The organism is Modestobacter sp. SYSU DS0657, assembly GCF_054050925.1.
This window is the reverse complement of record NZ_JBJHAG010000001.1, coordinates 226,814-247,746: the sequence shown is the minus strand read 5'-3', so window position 1 is coordinate 247,746 and position 20,933 is coordinate 226,814. Positions and strand designations below refer to the sequence as shown.

Below are 20,933 nucleotides of genomic sequence, written 5' to 3'. Positions count from 1 at the left end.
GTCCGGGCCGACCGGCCGGCTGCTGGAGGTGTGGACGGCGCCGACGGCGGCCGCGCCGATGGTCCGTCACGCCTCGGTGGCGGCGCTGCCCGGGCGCGGGCTGGCCGGCGATCGCTACGCCCTGGGCGGGGGCACCTGGGCGCGGTACCCGCAGCAGGAGAAGCAGGTGACGCTGATCGACGCCGACGACGTCGCCGTGGTGGCGGCGGAGGCCGGCGTCGACCTCTCCCCCGGCCGGACGCGCCGCAACGTGGTGACCCGGGGCATCGACCTGCCCGCGCTGGTGGGGCGGTACTTCCTGGTCGGCGACGTGCTGCTGTTCGGCACCAAGCGCTGCCCGCCGTGCGCGCACCTGGAGCGGCTGACCGGGATGCGGCTGGTGAAGGCGCTGGCGCCGCGGGGCGGGATCAACGCGGCGGTGTTCAGCGCCGGTGAGGTGACCGAGGGCGCCGTCGTCCGGCTGGTGGAGGACGCGGAGGCCGCCCGCCGCGGAGCCCCGACCGGATCCGACCGCCCGGTGCCCCGCATCGTCGTCCTGCCCGACTGACCCGACCTCCCTTGCCGCGCGAAGAGCGAACCGGACGGCTGTGCTTTCCGCGCGGAGAGCGGGGCTGCGGCGTCAGTCGTCGTGGTGGGCGGCGAGGAAGGTCTTCTCCTCGGGCGTGAGCCGGCGCGGCCGGTTGAGCGCGAAGTCGAACGGCACCAGCACCGTGCTGCCGGTGACGGCGAGCGTGCCGTGGTCGAAGAGCTCGTAGTGGCAGGTGAACGAGGCCGCGCGCACCCCGGAGACCCAGACCTGCACCTGCAGCGGCTCGGCGTCGTAGACCACCGGCCGCTTGTAGGCGATCTCGTGGCTGGCGACGACGATCCCCCGACGCAGCCCGGTCTCCTCGTCGTGCGTCGGCTGGTCGAAGAACAGGTCGACCCGGGCCATCTCGAAGTAGCCGAGGAAGGCCACGTTGTTGATGTGCTGGTAGGCGTCCATGTCCGACCAGCGCATCGGAACGGCGACGGTGTGCCTCACGCCGGTCACCCTGCCTCATGACCTGCGGACGCCGGGCACGGCCCCGGTTCCGTGGGACGCCTCCCCCCGCCTACGGTGCCGTCATGGAACCGTGGGCCGGCACCGATCCCGGGGTGCTGGTGCTGCCCTCGGGACGCCGGATCCGCGGGCGTGGGCTGCGGCAGGCGCTCCCCGACGGCCCGTCGCCGCAGTTCGGCGCCTACCTGCTCGGCCGCCCGCCGTGCCCGGTGCCGTGGGAGACCCGCTGGGTGCGCTGGCGGGACTTCCGGCTGCCCGCCGAGCCGGCCGACCTGCGGAACGCGCTGTGTGAGGTGTGGGAGCGGGCCGTGACCGAACGGGTGGAGGTCGGCTGCGCCGGCGGCACCGGGCGCACCGGCACGGCGCTGGCCTGCCTGGCCGTGCTGGACGGGCTCCCCCCGGCGCGGGCGGTGGCGTACGTGCGCACCCACTACCGCCGGCAGGCCGTGGAGACCCGCGGTCAGGCCCGGTTCGTCGCCCGCTTCGGCACGAGCGGCTGAGCGCCCCGTCCGGGGACCCGGATCAGCGCCGCGGGGTGAGCCGGTCGTAGCCGGGGCCGGACAGCTCCCCGAGCGCTGCGCGACGTCCGGCCACGGTCATCAGCAGTGCCTCCGCCGGGCCGCGGACCTCGGGCCCACGTCCGAATGCCCAGTCGACGTCGGTGGCCACCAGCCGCACCCTGCGGACGCGCAGCGCCCCGAGCAGCGTGGGAGCCAGCAGGGCTGTGCGCAGCGCCGGCCGCAGCCGCTCGGGCGGGACGGTCCGGGGCAGGCCGAGCGGCCGCCGGATGTCCTGGTGGTGGATCAGCCCGTCGGTGAGGGCGATCGCCCCGTGCATTCCCGCGGTCAGTCCGGTCGGTGTGAGGTGGCGGCGCAGCAGCTCGATCAGCTCGGCGGAGGGTCGGGAGGAGTACTCGCGCAGGCCGAGGGCGTTCACCCGGTCGAAGGCGAGGCGGCCCCGGGCGAACCGGACAGCCAGCTGACGCGCGGAGAGCTCCTCGTAGCTCAGCACGTGCGCGACGACGTCGTGGACGGACCAGCCCTCGCAGAGGGACGGGGCGCGCCACTGCTGCGGGGTCAGGGTTACCAGCAGCGCGAGCAGGTCCTGTCGTTCAGCGCGTGCCAACGGCATCAGGTCCACGGGAACTCCGCTGGAGGTCACGGTCGCCGGCGCGCGACACGGTGCTGCGGACCCTAGGGCAGCGCCGCCTGGTCCGGTCGCATCGCGTCCGCGGAGACGGCGACGGCGACGGCCGGCCGGAGCGAGGAGCTCCGACCGGCCGCCGTCACGTGCTGGACCGACCCTTGGTGAGGGGCTGGAGCGGCCCCCTCGCATGGCCCCGGCGCGAGCTTGCGAGTGCCGGGGCCACGGCCCCCTTCCAGGAGCCCGACGCGAGCCCGAGCGGTGGGGAGGAAGGGGGCTCTCGACCTTCCTCAGTCGCGGGTGAGCTTGCGGTAGGTGGCCCGGTGCGGACGTGCCGCGTCGGGGCCCAGCCGCTCGACCTTGTTCTTCTCGTAGTCGGCGAAGTTGCCCTCGAACCAGAACCACTTCGAGTCGCCCTCGTAGGCCAGGATGTGCGTCGCCACGCGGTCGAGGAACCACCGGTCGTGGCTGACCACGACGGCGCAGCCGGGGAACTCCAGCAGCGCGCCCTCCAGGCTGGTGAGCGTCTCGGTGTCCAGGTCGTTGGTCGGCTCGTCGAGCAGCAGCAGGTTGCCGCCCTGCTTGAGGGTGAGCGCCAGGTTCAGCCGGTTGCGCTCACCGCCGGAGAGCACCCCGGCCTTCTTCTGCTGGTCCGGGCCCTTGAACCCGAACGCGGAGACGTAGGCCCGGGAGGGCATCTCGACGTTGCCCACCTGGATGTGGTCCAGGCCGTCGGAGACGACCTCCCACAGCGACTTGTTCGGGTCGATGCGGCTGCGCGTCTGCTCGACGTAGCTGAGCTTGACCGTCTCGCCGACCTTGATCTCGCCGTCGTCGGGCTTCTCCTCGCCGACCAGCATCTTGAACAGCGTGGTCTTGCCGACGCCGTTGGGGCCGACGACCCCGACGATGCCGTTGCGCGGCAGGGTGAACGACAGCCCGTCGATGAGCACCCGGTCGCCGAAGCCCTTGACCAGCTTGTCGGTCTCGACGACGACGCTGCCCAGCCGCGGGCCCGGCGGGATCTGGATCTCCTCGAAGTCCAGCTTGCGGAACTTGTCCGCCTCCGCGGCCATCTCCTCGTACCGGGCCAGGCGGGCCTTGCTCTTCGCCTGCCGGGCCTTGGCGCCCGAGCGCACCCACTCCAGCTCGTCCTTGAGGCGCTTGGCTCGCTTGGCGTCCTTGGCCCCCTCGACCTTCAGGCGGCTGGCCTTGGTCTCGAGGTAGGTGGAGTAGTTGCCCTCGTAGGGGTAGGCCCGGCCGCGGTCGAGCTCGAGGATCCACTGGGCCACGTTGTCCAGGAAGTACCGGTCGTGGGTGACGGCCACGACGGTGCCGGCGTACTTCTCCAGGTGCTGCTCCAGCCACGCGACGCTCTCGGCGTCCAGGTGGTTGGTGGGCTCGTCGAGCAGCAGCAGGTCGGGCGCCTCGAGCAGCAGCTTGCACAGCGCCACGCGGCGGCGCTCACCACCGGAGAGCACCTTCACGTCGGCGTCGCCGGGCGGGCAGCGCAGCGCGTCCATGGCCTGCTCGATGCGGTTGTCGAGCTCCCAGCCGTCGGCGTTCTCGATGACCTCCATGAGCTCGCCCTGCTCGGCCATCAGCGCGTCGAAGTCGGCGTCGGGCTCGCCCATCGCCGCACTGACCTCCTCGAAGCGGGTCAGCGCCCGGCGGAGGTCCTTCACCGCCTCCTCGACGTTGCCGCGCACGTCGAGCTCCTCGTTGAGCGGGGGCTCCTGCTGGAGGATGCCGACGGTCGCCCCGGGGGCGAGCACCGTCTCGCCGTTGGAGGCGGTCTCCATGCCGGCCATGATCTTCAGGACGGTGGACTTGCCGGCGCCGTTGGGGCCGACGACCCCGATCTTCGCGCCGGGCAGGAACGCCAACGTGACGTCGTCGAGGATGACCTTGTCGCCGTGCGCCTTGCGCGCACGGACCATGGAGTAGATGTACTGGGCCACTGGGCTGTCGAGCCTTCCGTCAGGTCGCGATCGGGAGCAGGGCGGGCACCGGGGTCTCCGTCGCCCGCCCCACCACCTGCGTTCTCAGCGCCGATCCTCCCAGTTCGGGAGGCTCACGTCAGCGACGGGACCAGCGGGCGTCCGTCGCCCAGCTCGTCGGCGCTCTCATCCTCCAACGTCACCGACCCCCCGTCGTAGTCCTCCGGCGCGTAGTCGGTGGGCCGGTCGGCGTACGGATCGGCCGGCGGGTCCTCGACCGTCCCGGCCGGCGCGGCCGGGCGGGGGGTCCGCCGGTACTCGGCCACGCCGCGGGAGAGGTCGGGCCCGACCGCCTCGGCGCGCAGCTGCGAACGGCTGCGCGGGCCCTGCTCGGACTCCCAGCGGTGGGTGTGCAGCTCGCCGACCACGATCACCGGGTCGCCCTTGCTGAGGGTGTGCGACACGTTGCCACCCAGGTCACCCCAGCACTCGACGTCGAGGAAGAGGGTGCGGTGGTCGGCCCACGTCTGGCTCTCCCGGTCGAACCGGCGGGAGGTGGACGCCAGCCGGAAGTTCGTGACGCTGGCGCCACTGGGCAGCCGGCTGCGCTGGGGGGAGTTGACGACGTTGCCGATGACGGTGAGCTCGGTTTCCTTCACGGTGCTCCTCGGGCGAGGCGGGGCGCCGGAGCGGCGCGGCCGGCGGTCCGCCGGCGTGCACCCACCGTCGCGGGGACGCCGTTCGCAGGACAGGCCCCTGGCCCGGATGTGGACGCGCTCCCCCGCTGTGGACGGCCGCCGGCGGGCGGAGCCGCCGTGCGCTACCGCCAGGCCACGTTGCATCGCGGCAACGTTCCCACCTCGCCCCGATCCCGCGATGTCATGATCGGACCCGAGCGCCCGTAGCTCAGCGGATAGAGCAGGTGCCTTCTAAGCACTTGGTCGCAGGTTCGATCCCTGCCGGGCGCGCTCAGCCCACCCGGCGCGGCGGCACCGGGACGACGTCCAGGTCGGCGGCGACCACCACGTCCCCGCCGAACTCCTCCCGCGCCTCGGCGGCGAACCGCGCGGGGTCCCGGTAGCGCTGGGAGAAGTGGCTGAGCACCAGCGTGCGCACCCCGCACTCGGCGGCCACCGCGCCCGCCTGCCGGGCGGTCAGGTGCCCGTACTGCTCGGCCAGCGCGGCGTCCTCGTGCAGGAAGGTCGACTCGATCACCAGCAGGTCCGCCCCGTCGGCCAGCGCGTACACGCCGTCGCAGAGCCGGGTGTCCATCACGAACGCGAAGCGCTGCCCCGGCCGCGGCTCGCTCACCTCGGCCAGGTGCACCGGGCGCCCGCCGACGTCCAGCACGCCGGCCCGCTGGAGCCGGCCGACGTCGGGACCGGCGATGCCGGCCCGGGCGAGGAGGTCCGGGAGCATCCGCCGTCCGTCCGGCTCGACCAGCCGGTACCCGTAGGACTCGACCGGGTGCGCGAGCCGCCGGGCCTCGAGCACGCCGAACGACCCGGTCGCCACCACGCCGTCCCGGTCGACGGGTGCCGCCACCAGCTCGGCGACCTCCGAGAAGACCGAGGCATGCCGCAACCGGTCGAAGAACAGCTGCCCCGACGCCGGGTAGTGGGCGTGCACGGGGTGCGCGACCCGGTCCAGCGACAGCCGCTGCACGACGCCGGGCAGGCCCAGGCAGTGGTCGCCGTGGAAGTGGCTCAGGCAGATCCGGTGCACGGCGCTGCTGGCGACGCCGGCGAGCAGCAGCTGACGCTGCGAGCCCTCCCCCGGGTCGAAGAGGAACCCGGTGCCGTCCCAGCGCAGCAGGTAGCCGTTGTGGTTGCGGGTGCGCGTGGGCGCCTGACTGGCCGTGCCGAGGACGACGAGCTCGCGGGCCGGCACCCCTGGACGGTATCCGGACGGCGCACCGGGCCGACCACCGTCGGGCGGCTCGGTCGCAGGTCGGTAGAGTGGCGGGGCCTCCTGGCGGTCTGCGGGCTCGCGCCTGCCGTCGTCACGAGGAGCGCCGTCGCGGGTTGATCCCACAGCCCCTGCGCCGGCCAGGACCCCCTCGGAGACCGTCGTGCCCGGCGCACAGCCGCCCGTGTCGCCTCTGGGCGACACCCTGCTCACGTCCCTGGCGCACCAGGTCATCGACGCCCTCGGCCGCGGCACCTGGGGCCCCGACGCCCTCGACGTGCTCGTGCGCGCTGCCGCCGCGCAGCTCCCGGGGTGCGCCGACGCCAGCCTGACCTCCGTCGCCCCTGGCCGCGACCCGCGCACGCTGGCCGCGACCAGCGACCGCGCCGCGCAGGCCGACGACTGGCAGTACGAGCTGGCGCAGGGGCCGTGCCTGGACGCCGCCGCCGGCAGCCCGATGGTCCGCGCCTCGCTGGCCGAGGGCGGGACACCGTGGCCGGAGTGGGCACCCCGCGCCGTGGCCGAGGCCGGCTACGCCGCCGTGCTGAGCGTCCGGCTGGGCAGCCAGGCCCGGCCGCTGGGCTCGCTCAACCTCTACGGCACAGACGCCGCCGCGCTGACCACGCTGCCGGCGGAGGACGCCGAGTCGTTCGCCGCGCTGACCTCCGTCGTGCTGGCCTCGGCGCGGCGGGCCGGCAACCTGGAGGCGGCGGTGCACCGTCGTACGGTCATCGGCCAGGCCCAGGGCATCCTGATGGAGCGCCACAAGATGACCGCCGACGACGCATTCGCCCTGCTCCGCGGGCTCTCCCAGCAGTCCAACACCAAGCTGTTCGACCTGGCCCAGGAGCTCGCCGAGACCGGCCAGCTCCCCCAGGGGCCCGACGAGACCCCGGCCGGGCCGGCTGCGGGTCTCCCGGCCCTGTCGTAGCCTTCCTGCAGCGGAGCCGGTTCAGCAGAGAGCCGGCGACGAACAAGGGACTGATGCGTGACCGTGCCCGCGGCTGACCTCGCGGCCCGCCCGTCGGGCGGTCTGGTCCACGACGTCGCCTTCGCGGCCTCCGCGACCGGTCTGGCCCAGCTCGCCGTCCCGTTCGCGCGCGCGGGGCTCGCTGCCGACGACCCGGTCGTCGTGGTCACCAGCGGCGCGGTCGCCGACGCGGTGCGGGCCGCACTCGGGGACGCGCCCGGTCTGGCCCTCGTCGATCAGGAGTCCGTCTTCGGCCGGCGCACGCCGGCGACGCTGACCGCCTTCCGGCAGCTGGTCGCCGAGACGACCCCGGCGCCGGGCCGGCACCTGCGGGTGATCGCCGAGCTCCCCGCCGGGCTCGGCGCGCGGGACCGGCTGGAGTGGCAGCGGTACGAGGCGGTGGTGGAGCACGCCCTGGCCGGCTGGCCGGTGTGGTTCCTCTGCCTGCAGGACACCGGGCAGCTGCCCGGGCAGCTGGTGCGCTGGGCGCGCTGCACGCACCGGCACGTCCTCGACGACCGGGGCCGCCGACCCAACCCCGGCTTCACCGAGCCCGAGCAGCTGCTCCCGCAGCTGCCGGTTCCCGCCGAGCCGCTGCAGCAGGCTCCGCCGCTGCTGGCCGCCGACGGGGTGACCCGCCCGGGCGCCGTCCGCCACGGCCTGGTCCCGCTGCTGAACGCGCTGGACCGCTCCCCCGACGCCACCGACGACCTGCTGCTCGCCATCGACGAGCTGGTCACCAACGCGCTGGTGCACGGCCGTCCGCCGGTCGACGTCCGCGTCTGGGCCGACGGGGGCACGGTCGTGTGCACCGTCATCGACCGCGGCGCCGGCCCCACCGACCCGTTCGCCGGCTACGGACCGGCGCACGGCGACGACCTCTCCCGCGGCGGCATGGGGCTGTGGCTGGCCCGCCAGCTCTGCGACCACGTCGACATCTGGACCGACGAGCGGGGCGTCACCGTCCGGGTCACCACACAGCTGCCGGCCCGCTGACCGGGCCGGCAACCCCGGGTCAGCGCTCCGCGGGTGGAACCCAGCCGATCGCCGGGACGACGTGCCGGGTGAGCGTCTCCAGGAGCCGGGCGTTGTACTCGACGCCGAGCATGTTCGGGACGGTCAGCAGCAGCGTGTCGGCGTCCCGGACGGCGGCGTCCTTGGACAGCTCCTCGGCCAGCTTGTCCGGCTCGCCGGCGTAGCTCTTCCCGAACCGGGCGCGCACGCCCTCCAGGACGCCGACCTGGTCGGTGCTGGTGCGGTCGCCGCCGAAGTACTGCCGGTCCTCGTCGGTGGTGATGGGCATGACCGAGCGGCTCACCGACACCCGCGGCTCGTGCGCCCAGCCGGCGTCGGCCCAGGCCGCACGGAACAGTGCGATCTGCTCGGCCTGCAGCTCGTCGAAGGGCACCCCGGTGTCCTCGCTGAGCAGGGTGGAGCTCATCAGGTTCATGCCCTGCTGCGCGGTCCACACCGCCGTCTGCCGGGTGCCCGATCCCCACCAGATCCGCTGCCGCAGCCCCGGGGACTGCGGCTGGACCGCCAGCCGGGCGTTCCCCCCGACCATCCGGGGGTCGGCGTCGACCACGGCCGCGCCGTCGATCGCGGCCAGGAAGAGCGCCGTCTTCTCCCGGGCGAGCTCCGCGTCGCTACCGCCCTCGGCCGGCACGTAGCCGAAGGCCTCCGAGCCGCGCAGCGCCGTCTCCGGTGACCCCCGGCTCACCCCCAGCTGGAGTCGGCCGGCCGAGAGCAGGTCGGCGGCGGCGGCCTCCTCGGCCATGTACAGGGGGTTCTCGTAGCGCATGTCGATGACCCCGGTGCCGATCTCGATCCGCCGGGTCCGCGCCGCGATCGCCGACAGCAGCGGGAAAGGCGAGGCCAGCTGCCGGGCGAAGTGGTGCACCCGCACGTACGCGCCGTCGACGCCGAGCTCCTCGGCGGCCTCGGCCAGCTCGACGGTCTGCAGCAGGGCATCGGCCCCGGTGCGCACCTGCGAGCCGGGGATGGGCTGCCAGTGCCCGAAGTTCAGGAAGCCGATCCGCTTGTCCACACGTCCACCTCTCGTCGGTCTCCTGGCGGTCAGCGCCGGGACGGCGGCGGCTGTTCCCGCCGGGACGATCCGGGCCCCCGATGGGGTTGAGCAGGTCGGAGGAACCGTCCGGACCCGAGGAGACAGCCATGCGCGCCACCATCGACGGAACCGTGCTCGCCGAGGCCCCCGAGGAGGAACTGGTCCGCATCGAGGGCAACTGGTACTTCCCGCCGGCGGCGGTCGTGCCCGGCACCCTCACCGAGAGCGCGACGGCCTACACCTGCCCGTGGAAGGGCGCCGCGCAGTACTGGGACGTGGTCACCCCCGCCGGGGTGCGCGAGGACGGCGCCTGGAGCTACCCGGACATCAAGCCCTCAGCGGTCGAGCGGGTGGGCCGGGACTTCGCCGGCTACGTCGCCTTCTCCCCCGGCGTGACCGTCGGCCCCTGACCAGGTGGCTGTCGCGGCGCACCGGGCGCTGTTACGGTCGATGTCGGGTCGAAGCTCCGGCCCTGACGACGCGCACGACCGGCGCGCGACCGCCGGAGCGGACGTTCCGGCGGGTGAACGAGGGGAAAGCCCACGTACACCGATCCACTCCCCGACGACCCGACGCTGGTCGTCAGCCTCGACTGGGCCACCGGGTGCGTCCACCTCCGGGGCGATCTGGACCGAGGGGCGGCGCACCACCTGAGGGACGCCTTCGCCGCCCTGCTGGCCACCGACCGGCTCGGGTGGACGATCGACGCCTCCGAGGTGACGTTCTGCGACGCCGGTGGCCTGCGTGCCCTGACCGCGGCCGCCCGGGAGGCCGCGGCGGCCGGCCGGGAGCTGCGGCTGGGTGCCGCCGCCCGCTGCGTGACGCGGCTGCTCGCCCTGACCGGCCAGACCGGCCTGTTCACCGACGCCCACCCCACGCCGCCGGTTCCCGCCCACCGACCCCGAGCACGTGCGCGGAGCCGGACGGGCGGCGGTGGCAGCACCACCACCCCCGCCCGGCACACCGTCCTCCGCTGACCCGGACCGTTACCTGGAGTGACGGCACGAACACGGCCACGCGGTCGAGGTTCCCCGGATCGGGCCGTTCGATGAGCGAGGCTGTTCCCCGTGACCTCCTCCGCACCCGAGTCGTCGAGCGCCTCCGGGCCCGGCACGGGGCAGCGGCTGCGCGCGGCCGACGTCCTGCTGGCCGACCGGGGACAGCTGTTCCGTGCCCTGTTCCTCGCCGCCCCCATCGGCAAGGCGGTGGTCGACCCGAGCGGGCGGATGCTGCTGGTCAACCCCGCACTGTGCGAGCTCACCGGCCGCACGTCGGGTGAGCTGATCGGCCGGCACCTCGACCTGCTGGCCCACCCGGACGACGTCCCGCTGGAGGACCGCGCCACCGAGCACGTGCCGGGCGCCCCGCTGCTCGACCCCCAGCTGGCCGTCGTCGGCGAGCGCCGGCTCCGGCGCGCCGACGGCGAGAGCGTCTGGGTGCACCAGACCCAGGAGCTGGTGCACCACGCCACCGGCGAGCTCCAGTTCGTGCTGCTGTCGATGGTCGACGTCACCGACCGCCGCCGGGCCGAGGAGGACCTGGTCCGCCGCGCCTTCACCGACCCGTTGACCGGGCTGCCGAACCGGCGCGCGCTCACCGACCGGCTGGGCCGGGCGCTGGCGTTCTCCCGCCGGCGCGGCACCTCCGTGGGGCTGCTGCACCTGGACCTCGACCGGTTCACCGCGGTCAACGACTCCCTCGGACACGAGGGCGGGGACCAGCTGCTCTGCCAGGTCGCCGACCGGCTGCGCTGGAGCACCCGGGTCGAGGACACCGCCGTCCGCTTCGGCGCCGACGAGTTCCTCGTGCTGGCCGAGGAGGTCGAGGACGTCGACGGGCTGCGGACCCTCGCCGACCGGCTGCTCTCGGTGCTCGACGAGCCCTTCCACGTGGGCGACCGGGAGATCACCCTGTCGGCCAGCGTGGGGGTCACCCTCGGCAACGACCTGGCCCCCGAGGCGCTGCTCCGCCAGGCGCACAGCGCGCTCGCCCGGGCCAAGGCCAACGGCGGGCGCGGCCTGGTCGAGGTGCACGACGAGGCCCTCGGGGAGGGCTACGTCGACCAGCTGCAGCTGGAGACCGACCTGCGGCACGCGCTGGAGGCCGGCGAGCTGCGGCTGTTCTACCAACCGATCGTGGCCCTCTCCGACGAGCACCTGCTCGGCTACGAGGCGCTGATCCGCTGGCAGCACCCGACCCGGGGGCTGCTCCCGCCCGGGGCCTTCCTGGCCGCGGCCGAGGACAACCGGCTCACCTCGCGCCTGGGTGCCTGGGTGCTGCACCAGGCCTGCTGGGACGCCGCCGGCTGGGACCCGGGCCTGCGGGTGCACGTCAACATCTCCGCCCGGCACCTGGCCGAGCCCGGCTTCAGCGAGCTGGTCGCCGACGCGCTGGCCACGTCCGGGCTGGCCGCCGAGCGGCTGGAGCTGGAGATCACCGAGTCCACGGCGCTGTTCGCCGCCGACGCCACGCTGCACGCGGTCGACCAGGTCACCGAGAGCGGCGTGACCCTGGCGCTGGACGACTTCGGCACCGGCTACTCGGCGATCACCGCGCTGCACCGGCTGCCGATCCACACCGTGAAGATCGACCGTTCCTTCGTCGCCGACGTGGTGACCCAGCCGGCGACCGCCGCGCTGGTGCAGGGACTGCTGCAGCTGGGGCAGGGCATGGGCCTGCAGGTCATCGCGGAGGGCATCGAGGACGGCGAGCAGGCCCGCTGGCTGCGCGAGCACGGCTGCGCGATGGCGCAGGGCTACGCCTTCGGGCGGCCGGCGCCACTGCCGGCCCGTGAGCTCGACGACCTGGCCGTGCCACCGGACCTGGTCGGCCTGGACGACCCGTCGGTGGTCCCGGCCGACGGCGAGGACAACGACGGCGACGACGGGTCCGGCCCGCCGGACCCCGCCACCGGTGAGGTCGAGGCCGCCGTCGCCGACGACGAGGGGGCCGAGGACCACGGGGCCGACGCCGAGGTCGGCGACGGGATCGAGGACGGTGCCGACGCCGAGCTGCCCGCGCCGGACGCCGACGCCTACCCCGCCGTCCCGCAGCTGGACTCCTTCGCGGTGTTCGCCACCGACCCCCGCGACTTCGCCGAACCGGAGGACCTCCCCGAGGCCCCGGAGCCACCGGCGGTCCGGACCCTGCACGCCACCGAGCAGCCGACGTCCGGGCCGATCGCCGAGCCCATCCCGTTGTTCGGGCGCGGGGACACCGCGGCGTCGTCGGAGGCGGCGGCCGTGGAGCAGCCGGCCGTGGCGGAGCCGCAGGCCACGGAGCCCGAGCAGTCCTTCGACCCGCACTCCTTCGCCCCGTCCAGCGCGCTGGCGGAGCTGAGCGCGCTGCTGGCCGCCAGCGGCCGGCCGGATGCGCTGCGGCTGCCCGAGCCCCGCGACTCCACCGAGTACGGCCAGTTCGCCGAGCGCGGTCCGCGGTCCGAGCCGTTCCCCGGTCCGACCACCGGCCCGCTGCCGCGCACGCTGCCCGAGCCCGGCGACCGCTGACCGTCCCGGGGGGGGGGGGGGGGGGGGGCCCCCGCCCCCCCCCCCCCCCCCCCCCCCCCCCCGGCCCCCCCCACCCCCCCCCCCCCCCCCCCGCCGCCGCCCCCCCCCCCCCCCCCCCCCCCCCCCCCCCCCCCCCCCCCCCCCCCCCGCCCCCCCCCCCCCCCCCCCCCCCCCCCCCCCCCCCCCCCCCCCCCCCCCCCCCCCCCCCCCCCCCCCCCCCCCCCCCCCCCCCCCCCCCCCCCCCCACGGCGGTGTCACAGCGGCTGGACGTCGTCCGCCTGCAGGCCACGGTCACCCGGGCGGGCGGAGTACTCCACGCGCTGCCCCTCGTCCAGGCTGCGGTAGCCGCCGTCGTCGGCGATCGCGGAGAAGTGCACGAAGACGTCCTCGCCGCCGTCGTCGGGCTCGATGAACCCGAACCCCTTCTCCGCGTTGAACCACTTCACCGTGCCCTGGCTGCCGGCACCGCCACCCCCGCGGGCCGGGCGCGAGTCGCGCGGCCGCTCGTCGCGCCGGCGGTCGTCCCGACCATGGGAATCACGGCCGTAGGACTCCCGACCGCGGGGCTCGCTCCCGTAGGAGTCCCGGCCGTAGGAGTCCCGGCCACCGCGCTGGGGCCGCCCGCCGCCGAGCGGCTCCACGGAGTCCGCCTGCAGCCCGCGGTCACCGGGGCTGGCGGTGAAGACCACCCGCTGCCCCTCGTCGAGGCTGCGGTAGCCGCCGTCGTCCGCGATGGCGGAGAAGTGCACGAAGACGTCCTCGCCGCCCTCGTCGGACTCGATGAACCCGAAGCCCTTCTCCGCGTTGAACCACTTCACCGTGCCCTCGGAGCCGGCGCCACCGCGGCCACGCGTGGGGCGCTCGTCCCGCCGCCGGTCGTCGCGCCGGTCATCGCGCCGGTCGTACTGCGGCCGGGCCGGCCCGCGGCCCAGCGGCTCGACCGAGTCGGCCTGCATGCCGCGCTGGCCGGGGCTGGCGGTGAACGCCACCCGCTGCCCCTCGTCCAGGCTGCGGTAGCCACCGTCGTCGGCGATCGCGGAGAAGTGCACGAAGACGTCCTCGCCGCCGTCGTCGGGCTCGATGAACCCGAACCCCTTCTCCGCGTTGAACCAGCGGACGGTGCCCTCGCTGCCGCCGCCACCGCTGCGGCGCGGCGCCCGCTCCGGCCGCCGACCGTGCTCCTCGCGGGACTGCTCGCGACCGAACTGCTCGCGCCCTGACTGCTCACGACCGCGCCGCGGTGCGCCGCCGAGCGGCTGCACCGCGTCGGCCTGCAGACCGCGCTGGCCCGGGCTGGCGGAGAACTCGACCCGCTGCCCCTCGTCCAGGCTGCGGAAACCACCGTCGTCCGCGATGGCGGAGAAGTGCACGAAGACGTCCTCGCCGCCCTCGTCGGACTCGATGAACCCGAATCCCTTCTCCGCGTTGAACCACTTCACCGTGCCCTGGGGCATCCGTCTCTTCCCTGCTCTCGACATCCCCCGGCCCCGTCTCCGGGCCGGTCCATCCACCGGTGCACCTCGCCCGCTCGGGTCGAGCGGGCGGCACCGGTCCCCTCCACTGTGACAGGTGGGGCCAGGGACGGCGCACGGACCGGAGCCGGGCGACCGGTACGCGCACCTGCCCGGGCCGGGCGGCTGCTCTAGCGTTCGGCGGGTGACCTCGCCGTTCATCGCCCCGCCCACGCTGCCCGCCGACGCCGATCCGCGGGAGGCCACCGGCCGTCCCGTGGGCTGGGGCGTGGTCGCCACCGGGCGGATCGCCGCGACCGTGACCGCCGACCTCGCCCTGCTGCCCGACGCCGTGCTGCAGGCGGTGAGCTCCCGGGAGGCCGGCCGCGCCCGGGCGTTCGCCGAGCGGTTCGGGTTCGCCTCCTGGTACGCCGACACCGACGGCAGCACGGGACTGGGCCAGCTGCTCGCCGACCCGGCGGTGGAGGCGGTCTACGTGGCCACCCCGCACGCCCAGCACGCCGCGGTGGTGCGCGCGGCGCTGCGCGCCGGCAAGTCCGTGCTGTGCGAGAAACCGCTGACGATCAACGCCCGGGAGTCGCAGGAGCTGGCCGAGCTGGCCCGCGAGCGCGGGCTGTTCCTCATGGAGGCGGTGTGGACGCGCTTCCTGCCGGCCCTGCAACGAGCGCTGTCCGTCGCCGCCTCCGGCGAGATCGGCACCGTGCAGTGGGTGGCCGCCGAGGTGGGCTTCCCGGCCCCGGCCGACCCCACCGCCCGGATCTGGGCCCGGGCCGACGGTGGCGGGTCCCTGCTCGACCTCGCCGTCTACCCGCTGCTGTGGGCCTGGGGCACGCTCGGCCGGCCGGACTCGGTGACCGCCGTGGGCACGCTGAACGCCGAGGGCGTCGACGCGCAGAGCGCGCTGTCGCTGCAGTGGTCCTCCGGCGCGCAGGCCCAGCTGACCACCTCGCTGCTGGCCCGCTCCCCGCACACCGCGCTGGTCTGCGGCAGCAACGGCTGGATCCGCACCACCGGTGAGCACGCGGTCTACCGGCCCACCCGGCTGGAGGTGCAGGCCGGCGAGGGCCCGCCGCGCACCGAGGAGTTCCCGCTGATCGGCTCGGGCTACGTGTGGGAGCTGCGCGAGGCCACCCGCTGCATCCAGGCCGGGCTCACCGAGAGCCCGACCATGCCGGTCGCCGACACGCTGGCGACGATGGAGCTGCTCGACGAGGTCCGCCGCCAGCTCGGCGTCGTCTACCCCAACGACGAGGTGTGAGCCCCGCGGGTCAGTGCAGCGCCGCGTCGGCCGGGCCGGTGGCCCACCGGCGGAACCGGACGACGAGGCCCGCGCGGGTCGGCGCGCAGCAGTACGGGCCCGCGGACACCGGCACCCCGGGCGGGAAGGCGGCGACCCGGACCAGCCGGAACGGCTCGTCGTCGACCCGGGCGCGCACCGTCACCGCGTCCCCCGACCGGCTGGCGCGCACGGTGACCCGCCGGCCGGCCCACCCCGGCACCGGCGCCACCGACCAGTCCGAGCGGCCCAGGGTGACCACGGCGCCCAGCTGCGGCGCCCCGTCGGAGAACTCCACACCGGTCTTGAGCCAGGTCTCGGCGTCGGCGCGCAGCACCAGCCCGGCCTGGTCGAACTGCTGGTCGTAGTCGACGTCGAACACCACCTCCACCGCGCCCGGGTCGTCCAGCGGGGCGAGCAGCGCGTGGGCGTCGTCGTGGACGAAGCCGTAGGCGGTGTGCCGCCAGGCGTCGCTGCCCTCGACGGCGGTGACCAGCAGGTCCGGGCCGTCGGTGGTCGCCGCTGCCGGCGCGGTGGTCCAGCTGCCGGCGCTCCAGGCCAGTGCGGTGGTCACCTGGCCAGTGGACCACGTCGACCCGCACGCGGCACGGGCCGTCGACCACCTGCGCTCGCCGGCGTGGGAAGGTCGGGTACGACCTCCCCTCCCGGGGGGCGCCCGGTACGGGCACGGTCGAGTCGGACGAGGGAGCATGAGCACGATCCACGAGTCCGCGAACCGACCCCGGCGTCGCCGCGGTCCACGGGCACTGGTCCGGTCGTGGCTGGGCCGCCTGGCGGCGCAGCGGATCCGGTCCACCAGCACCGACCTGTCCGAGCTCACGTTCCTGCCGGAGGCCGCGCGGCTGCCGCTGCTGCGGCACGGCACCGACCCGGTGCCCGAGCTCGCCGAGCTGCGCGCCCGCTGCCCGGTGGACCGGCTCGACCTCCCCCTCGGCCTGACCGTGCACCTGGTGACCGGCTACGAGCAGGCGCGCGCCGTCCTCGCCGACCGCGACTCCTACAGCAACGACATCCGGCACCTGTTCGCCGACACCGGCCCGGGCTCGACCGCCGACGTCGGCGGTCTCGGCCTCACCGACCCCCCGCTGCACACCCGGCTGCGCAAGCTCGTGGCCCCGGAGTTCACCCGGCAGCGGCTGGCGCGCCTGGCGCCGGAGATCGAGGCGACCGTGGCCCGGCGGCTAGACGAACTGGCGACCGCCGGCTCGCCGGCGGACCTGGCCGAGCTGGTCTCCTGGCGGGTGCCGATGGACGTGATCTGCGGGCTGCTGGGGCTCGACGACACCGACCACGAGGCGTTCCTCCGGCTGGGCACCCAGCGGTTCGACGCCACCGGGGGTGTGGCGGTGGCGCTGGGCGCGGTCTCGGAGCAGAAGAAGATGCTGCTGGACGTGGTGGCCCGGCAGCGCAGCGCGCCGGGTGACGGCCTGATCGGGCGCATCCTGCAGGCGGAGGGCGACGCGCTCTCGGACGACGAGCTCGCCGGCCTGGTCGACGGGATCGTGACCGGCGGCTACGAGACCACCGCCAGCTCCATCTCGCTGGGCACGGTGGTGCTGCTGCGCGACCCCGCCTCCGCGGCCCTGGTGCGGAACGGCTCCCCCGATGACGTCGACCGGGTGGTGGAGGAGCTGCTGCGCTACCTCTCGGTGGTCCAGGTGGCGTTCCCGCGGTTCGCCAAGCGCGACCTGGAGCTGGCCGGCTGCCCGGTCCAGCAGGGGGACGCCGTCGCCGTGTCGCTCAGCGGGGCCGACCGCGACCCGGCCTGGGCGGGGGCCGCACCCGACCGGTTCGACCCGGCGCGGTCGGTCACCGGCAGCCACCTGGCGTTCGGCCACGGCGTGCACCGCTGCGTCGGCGCCGAGCTCGCCCGGATGGAACTGCGGGTGGTCTTCCCGGAGCTCTTCCGCCGATTCCCGGACCTGGCGCTGGCCGTGCCGGAGGACCAGCTCCGCTGGCGGCAGCTGTCCTTCGTGCACGGCGTGGAGGAGCTCCCGGTCACGTTCTGAGGCCGCGCCCCAGCTTGCACCGCCTGCATGTTTGCAGTGTCTGCAAACACCGTGTCATGCTCTCCGGGTGACCCAGACCCTGCGCGAGCGGAAGAAGCTCGCCACCCGGCTCGCGCTGCACGAGGCGGCGCTGCGGCTGGTCGCCGAGCGGGGGCTGGACCGGGTGTCGGTCGACGACATCGCCGAGAACGCGGACGTCTCGCCCCGCACCTTCTTCAACTACTTCCCGACCAAGGACGACGCCGTCATCGGCCTGGACCCGCTGCACCCGCACCGGCTCGCCGAGGCCCTCGCCGCCCGACCGGCCGACGAGCCCCCGGTCCGGTCGCTGCGCGCGGTGCTGGCGGCGCAGGCCGCCGAGATGGCCGCCGAGGCGCAGGTGTGGCCGCTGCGGCTGCAGGTGGTCGACGGCAACCCCGCCCTGGCGCTCCGGCTCACCGCGGCCTTCGCCGAGTCCGAGCGGGTGCTGGCCGGGGCGATCGCCGACCGCACCGGCACGGCGGTCGACACCGACGCCTACCCCGCGCTGCTGGCCGCGGTGCAGGCCGCGGTCATGCGGACCTCGCTGCACCGCTGGCTGGCCAGCGACTTCACCGCCTCGCTGCCCGCGCTCGTCGACGAGGCCTGGGAGTCGATCGCCGCCGGGCTGCCGGCACCGCCCCGCTGACCCGCCGCCCCGCTGAGCCACCGCCCCGCTGAGCCACCGCTCTGCTGAGCCACCCGCCCTGCTGACCCACCGCCCCGCTGACCCGGCCCCGTCCAGCGGCCCGCCCCGAGCGTGCGAGGGGTGCGGAGGACGGGGGCCTTACCCGAGGAGCACCCGTGCACGCCGCACCGCCCGACGCCCCGCCGCCCATCGTGCTGACCCGGCGGCGGATCAACATCATCTTCTCCGCGCTGCTGGCCGGCATGCTGATGGCCGCGCTGGACCAGACCATCATCTCGACCGCGATGCCGACGATCGTCGGTGAGCTCGGCGGGGTCTCGCACATGGCCTGGATGACCACCGCGTACCTGCTGGCCACCACCCTGGTCATGCCGGTCTACGGCAAGTTCGGCGACCTGTTCGGGCGCCGCACCCTGTTCCTGGTGGCCATCGGGTTGTTCACCGCCGCGAGCCTCGGCGCCGCGCTGGCGCCGGACTTCGGCTGGCTGGTGGTCTGGCGGGGCGTGCAGGGCCTCGGCGGTGGCGGGCTGATGATCCTCTCCCAGGCGATCATCGCCGACATCGTGCCGGCCCGGGAGCGGGCGAAGTACATGGGCCCGATCGGTGCGCTGTTCGGGTTGTCCGCCGTGGCTGGGCCGCTGGTCGGCGGGTTCTTCACCGACACCGCGGCGCTGGGCTGGCGCTGGTGCTTCTGGATCAACGTCCCGATCGGGCTGGCCGCCTTCGCGGTCGGCTGGTTCGCCCTCACCCTGCCGCGCAAGCGGAGCACCACGCCGCTGGACCTCGCCGGCATCCTCACCCTCTCCGTCGCCACCACGTCGCTGGTGCTGGCCACCGACATCGGCGGCAGCGAGGGGTGGGGCTCCTGGCAGGTCCTGGCGCTGCTGGCCGTGCTCGCCGGCTCGGTCGCGGCGTTCGTGCTGGTGGAGCGTCGGGCGGTGGAGCCGATCGTCCCGATGTCCCTGTTCGGCAACCCCACCTTCGTGGTGGCCACCGCGCTGGGCATGGCGGTGGGCCTGGGCATGTTCTCGGCCGTCGCCTTCATGCCGACCTACCTGCAGATGAGCTCGGGGCTGTCGGCGGCGAACTCCGGCCTGCTGATGCTGCCGATGACCGCCGGGATCATCCTCACCATCCAGAGCTCGGCCGCGGTCATCATGCGCACCGGCCGCTACAAGGTGTTCACCGTGGCCGGGGTGGCGCTGATCCTGGCGGCCATGGTCTGGATGACCACGCTGGCCGGGGACACCGCGCTGTGGACCGTCGGGGCGATGTTCTTCCTGCTCGGCGCCGGCCTCGGGCTGATCATGCAGAACGTCGTCCTCGCCGCGCAGAACGCCGTGCCCGCCGAGCAGATCGGCACGGCCACCTCGACGAACAACTACTTCCGGGAGGTCGGGGCGGTCCTGGGCGTCGCCGTCTTCGGGACGCTGTTCACGTCCCGGCTGGGCGACCGCCTCGGCGATGCCCTGACCGGCAACCCCGAGCAGGCCGTGCAGGCCGGGATCACCTCCCCGGACACCCTGGTGCCGACGGCGGTCGAGGCCGCCGGCGAGCCACTGCGGACCGCGATCGTCGACGCCTACGCCGACGCCCTGGCACCGGTGTTCTGGTACCTGGTGCCGATCCTCGTCGTCGCCCTGGTGCTGGCGCTGTTCCTCCGCGAGGTGCCGCTGTCCGACGTCGCCGGCATGGTCGCCCGCGGCGAGGCGGTGGCCCGCGAGGAGGACCTGGCCGACCTGCGCGCCGACCCCGGGACCGACGAGCCCGTCCTGGTCGAGCCCGTCGGCGACGAGCGGGACGACGACGCGAACGTCCGCACGTAGCGGACGGCGCCCGGGACCGGTGTCCCGGGCGCCGTCCCGTCACGGCGTCAGCAGCGCCTTGACCGCGCGCCGCTCGTCCATGGCGCGGTAGCCCTCGGCGGCCTGGTCCAGCGGCAGGGTCAGGTCGAACACCCGGCCCGGGTCGATCGCACCGGACCAGACCCGGTCGATCAGGTCGGGCAGGAAGCGGCGCACCGGGGCCGGCCCGCCGTGCAGCCGCACCATCGTGGAGAACAGCTGCCGCCCGGTGATCTCCACGCCGTGCGGGACGCCGACGAAGCCCACGCCGCCGCCGGGGCGGGTGGAGCGGATCGCCTGGTCCATCGACTCCCCGGTGCCCACGCACTCCAGGACGGCGTCGGCCCCCACCCCGTCGGTGAGGTCCCGGATCCGCGCCACCCCCTCGTCGCCGCGCTCGGTGACGATGTCGGTCGCGCCGAACCCGGTGGCCAGCCGCTGCCGCGGTTCGTGCCGGCTCATGGCGATGATCCGCTCGGCCCCCAGCTGGGCGGCCGACAGCACGCCGAGCAGCCCGACGGCGCCGTCCCCGACCACGGCGACGGTCATGCCCGGCTGCACGCCCGCCGCGACCGCGGCGAACCAGCCGGTGGCCATGACGTCGGAGAGGGTCAGCAGGCTCGGCAGCAGCTCGGGCGCCGGCACCTCCGGGGTGGCGACGAGGGTGCCGTCCGCGTGCGGCACCCGCAGCAGCTCCGCCTGGGCGCCGGTGATGCCCACCCGGTGCGCGCAGGCGCTCTGGTAGCCGGCCCGGCAGGACGGGCAGGTGCCGTCGGAGGCGATGAACGGCACGATGACGAACTGCCCCGGCCGGACGGTGGTGACGTCGGCGCCCACCTCCTCGACGATCCCGCAGTACTCGTGGCCGATCGGCGACGGCTCGGTCACCTCGTTGATGCCCCGGTAGGGCCACAGGTCCGAGCCGCACACGCAGGTGGCGGAGGCGCGGACGACCGCGTCGGTGGGTTCGACGACCCGGGGGTCATCGAGCTCCTCGACGCGGACGTCGCCGGGGGCGTGCAGAACTGCTCCGCGCATGCTGGTGGTGTTCCTCTCGGAGTACGGGT

Annotated in this window: 20 protein-coding genes and 1 tRNA gene; 12 read left to right on the top strand and 9 right to left on the bottom strand. The window is 74.9% G+C overall.

Annotated features, from left to right (window positions below; translation table 11 throughout):
- Positions 1-58: 58 nt before the first annotated feature.
- Positions 59-547 (top strand): MOSC domain-containing protein, encoded by a 489-nt coding sequence (locus ACI79A_RS01270; protein WP_457079094.1) that lies wholly within the window; start codon positions 59-61, stop codon positions 545-547.
- 72 nt (positions 548-619) lie between these two features.
- On the opposite strand, the gene ACI79A_RS01265 is transcribed toward ACI79A_RS01270, so the two are convergent.
- Positions 620-1,024: an acyl-CoA thioesterase gene (locus tag ACI79A_RS01265; protein WP_457079092.1), complete on the bottom strand. Its 405-nt coding sequence runs from the start codon at positions 1,022-1,024 to the stop codon at positions 620-622.
- An 83-nt stretch (positions 1,025-1,107) separates the two neighbouring features.
- Here ACI79A_RS01265 and ACI79A_RS01260 point away from each other — a divergent pair, with 83 nt between their 5' ends.
- The gene (locus ACI79A_RS01260) at positions 1,108-1,542 is read left to right on the top strand and encodes a protein-tyrosine phosphatase family protein (RefSeq protein WP_457079090.1); all 435 of its coding nucleotides are present in this window, start codon (positions 1,108-1,110) and stop codon (positions 1,540-1,542) included.
- A gap of 22 nt (positions 1,543-1,564) precedes the next feature.
- On the opposite strand, the gene ACI79A_RS01255 is transcribed toward ACI79A_RS01260, so the two are convergent.
- The 3 genes from ACI79A_RS01255 to ACI79A_RS01245 form a co-directional block, all read right to left on the bottom strand.
- Positions 1,565-2,173: a maleylpyruvate isomerase family mycothiol-dependent enzyme gene (locus tag ACI79A_RS01255; RefSeq protein ID WP_457079087.1), complete on the bottom strand. Its 609-nt coding sequence runs from the start codon at positions 2,171-2,173 to the stop codon at positions 1,565-1,567.
- Between the two features lie 302 nt (positions 2,174-2,475).
- Entirely contained in the window at positions 2,476-4,146 is a 1,671-nt protein-coding gene (gene ettA / locus ACI79A_RS01250; protein WP_457079085.1) for an energy-dependent translational throttle protein EttA, read from the bottom strand.
- Between the two features lie 113 nt (positions 4,147-4,259).
- The gene (locus ACI79A_RS01245; RefSeq protein ID WP_457079082.1) at positions 4,260-4,784 is read right to left on the bottom strand and encodes a single-stranded DNA-binding protein; all 525 of its coding nucleotides are present in this window, start codon (positions 4,782-4,784) and stop codon (positions 4,260-4,262) included.
- Positions 4,785-5,020: 236 nt separating this feature from the next.
- On the opposite strand from ACI79A_RS01245, the gene ACI79A_RS01240 reads away from it, so the two are divergent.
- A tRNA-Arg gene (locus tag ACI79A_RS01240) sits at positions 5,021-5,093 on the top strand.
- 1 nt (position 5,094) lies between these two features.
- Here the strand turns inward: ACI79A_RS01240 and ACI79A_RS01235 are convergent.
- Positions 5,095-6,015 carry a ribonuclease Z gene (locus tag ACI79A_RS01235; protein WP_457079080.1) on the bottom strand — a complete coding sequence of 307 codons (921 nt, stop codon included), beginning with the start codon at positions 6,013-6,015 and terminating at the stop codon, positions 5,095-5,097.
- A gap of 202 nt (positions 6,016-6,217) precedes the next feature.
- Between ACI79A_RS01235 and ACI79A_RS01230 the strand changes: the two genes are divergently transcribed.
- Together ACI79A_RS01230 and ACI79A_RS01225 are read left to right on the top strand one after the other, a co-directional pair.
- On the top strand, positions 6,218-6,964 hold the full coding sequence (locus tag ACI79A_RS01230) for an ANTAR domain-containing protein (protein WP_457079078.1): 747 nt from the start codon (positions 6,218-6,220) through the stop codon (positions 6,962-6,964).
- Between the two features lie 57 nt (positions 6,965-7,021).
- Positions 7,022-7,999, top strand: a complete 978-nt coding sequence (locus tag ACI79A_RS01225) for an anti-sigma factor RsbA family regulatory protein (RefSeq protein WP_457079076.1) — start codon at positions 7,022-7,024, stop codon at positions 7,997-7,999.
- A gap of 19 nt (positions 8,000-8,018) precedes the next feature.
- On the opposite strand, the gene ACI79A_RS01220 is transcribed toward ACI79A_RS01225, so the two are convergent.
- The gene (locus ACI79A_RS01220; protein ID WP_457079074.1) at positions 8,019-9,050 is read right to left on the bottom strand and encodes an LLM class flavin-dependent oxidoreductase; all 1,032 of its coding nucleotides are present in this window, start codon (positions 9,048-9,050) and stop codon (positions 8,019-8,021) included.
- Positions 9,051-9,178: 128 nt separating this feature from the next.
- Between ACI79A_RS01220 and ACI79A_RS01215 the strand changes: the two genes are divergently transcribed.
- The 3 genes from ACI79A_RS01215 (at position 9,179) to ACI79A_RS01205 (ending at position 12,577) form a co-directional block, all read left to right on the top strand.
- A complete protein-coding gene (locus ACI79A_RS01215) occupies positions 9,179-9,481 on the top strand; it encodes a DUF427 domain-containing protein (protein WP_457079072.1) in 303 nt (100 codons plus the stop codon).
- Between the two features lie 165 nt (positions 9,482-9,646).
- Positions 9,647-10,048, top strand: coding sequence for an STAS domain-containing protein (locus ACI79A_RS01210; RefSeq protein ID WP_457079190.1), 402 nt, complete (start codon positions 9,647-9,649; stop codon positions 10,046-10,048).
- A gap of 90 nt (positions 10,049-10,138) precedes the next feature.
- The gene (locus ACI79A_RS01205; protein WP_457079070.1) at positions 10,139-12,577 is read left to right on the top strand and encodes an EAL domain-containing protein; all 2,439 of its coding nucleotides are present in this window, start codon (positions 10,139-10,141) and stop codon (positions 12,575-12,577) included.
- A 254-nt stretch (positions 12,578-12,831) separates the two neighbouring features.
- Here ACI79A_RS01205 and ACI79A_RS01200 read toward each other — a convergent pair whose 3' ends face one another.
- Entirely contained in the window at positions 12,832-14,031 is a 1,200-nt protein-coding gene (locus tag ACI79A_RS01200) for a cold-shock protein (RefSeq protein ID WP_457079068.1), read from the bottom strand.
- Positions 14,032-14,233: 202 nt separating this feature from the next.
- Between ACI79A_RS01200 and ACI79A_RS01195 the strand changes: the two genes are divergently transcribed.
- Positions 14,234-15,307, top strand: coding sequence for a Gfo/Idh/MocA family protein (locus ACI79A_RS01195; RefSeq protein WP_457079066.1), 1,074 nt, complete (start codon positions 14,234-14,236; stop codon positions 15,305-15,307).
- 10 nt (positions 15,308-15,317) lie between these two features.
- Here ACI79A_RS01195 and ACI79A_RS01190 read toward each other — a convergent pair whose 3' ends face one another.
- Entirely contained in the window at positions 15,318-15,899 is a 582-nt protein-coding gene (locus tag ACI79A_RS01190) for a DUF1349 domain-containing protein (protein ID WP_457079064.1), read from the bottom strand.
- 136 nt (positions 15,900-16,035) lie between these two features.
- Between ACI79A_RS01190 and ACI79A_RS01185 the strand changes: the two genes are divergently transcribed.
- The 3 genes from ACI79A_RS01185 (at position 16,036) to ACI79A_RS01175 (ending at position 19,848) form a co-directional block, all read left to right on the top strand.
- A complete protein-coding gene (locus ACI79A_RS01185) occupies positions 16,036-17,355 on the top strand; it encodes a cytochrome P450 (protein WP_457079062.1) in 1,320 nt (439 codons plus the stop codon).
- A gap of 67 nt (positions 17,356-17,422) precedes the next feature.
- Positions 17,423-18,022: an acyl-CoA-like ligand-binding transcription factor gene (locus ACI79A_RS01180; RefSeq protein WP_457079060.1), complete on the top strand. Its 600-nt coding sequence runs from the start codon at positions 17,423-17,425 to the stop codon at positions 18,020-18,022.
- 155 nt (positions 18,023-18,177) lie between these two features.
- A complete protein-coding gene (locus ACI79A_RS01175) occupies positions 18,178-19,848 on the top strand; it encodes an MDR family MFS transporter (RefSeq protein WP_457079058.1) in 1,671 nt (556 codons plus the stop codon).
- A 39-nt stretch (positions 19,849-19,887) separates the two neighbouring features.
- Here the strand turns inward: ACI79A_RS01175 and ACI79A_RS01170 are convergent, their stop codons facing one another.
- Entirely contained in the window at positions 19,888-20,904 is a 1,017-nt protein-coding gene (locus tag ACI79A_RS01170) for a zinc-dependent alcohol dehydrogenase family protein (protein ID WP_457079056.1), read from the bottom strand.
- Between the last annotated feature and the right edge of the window lie 29 nt (positions 20,905-20,933).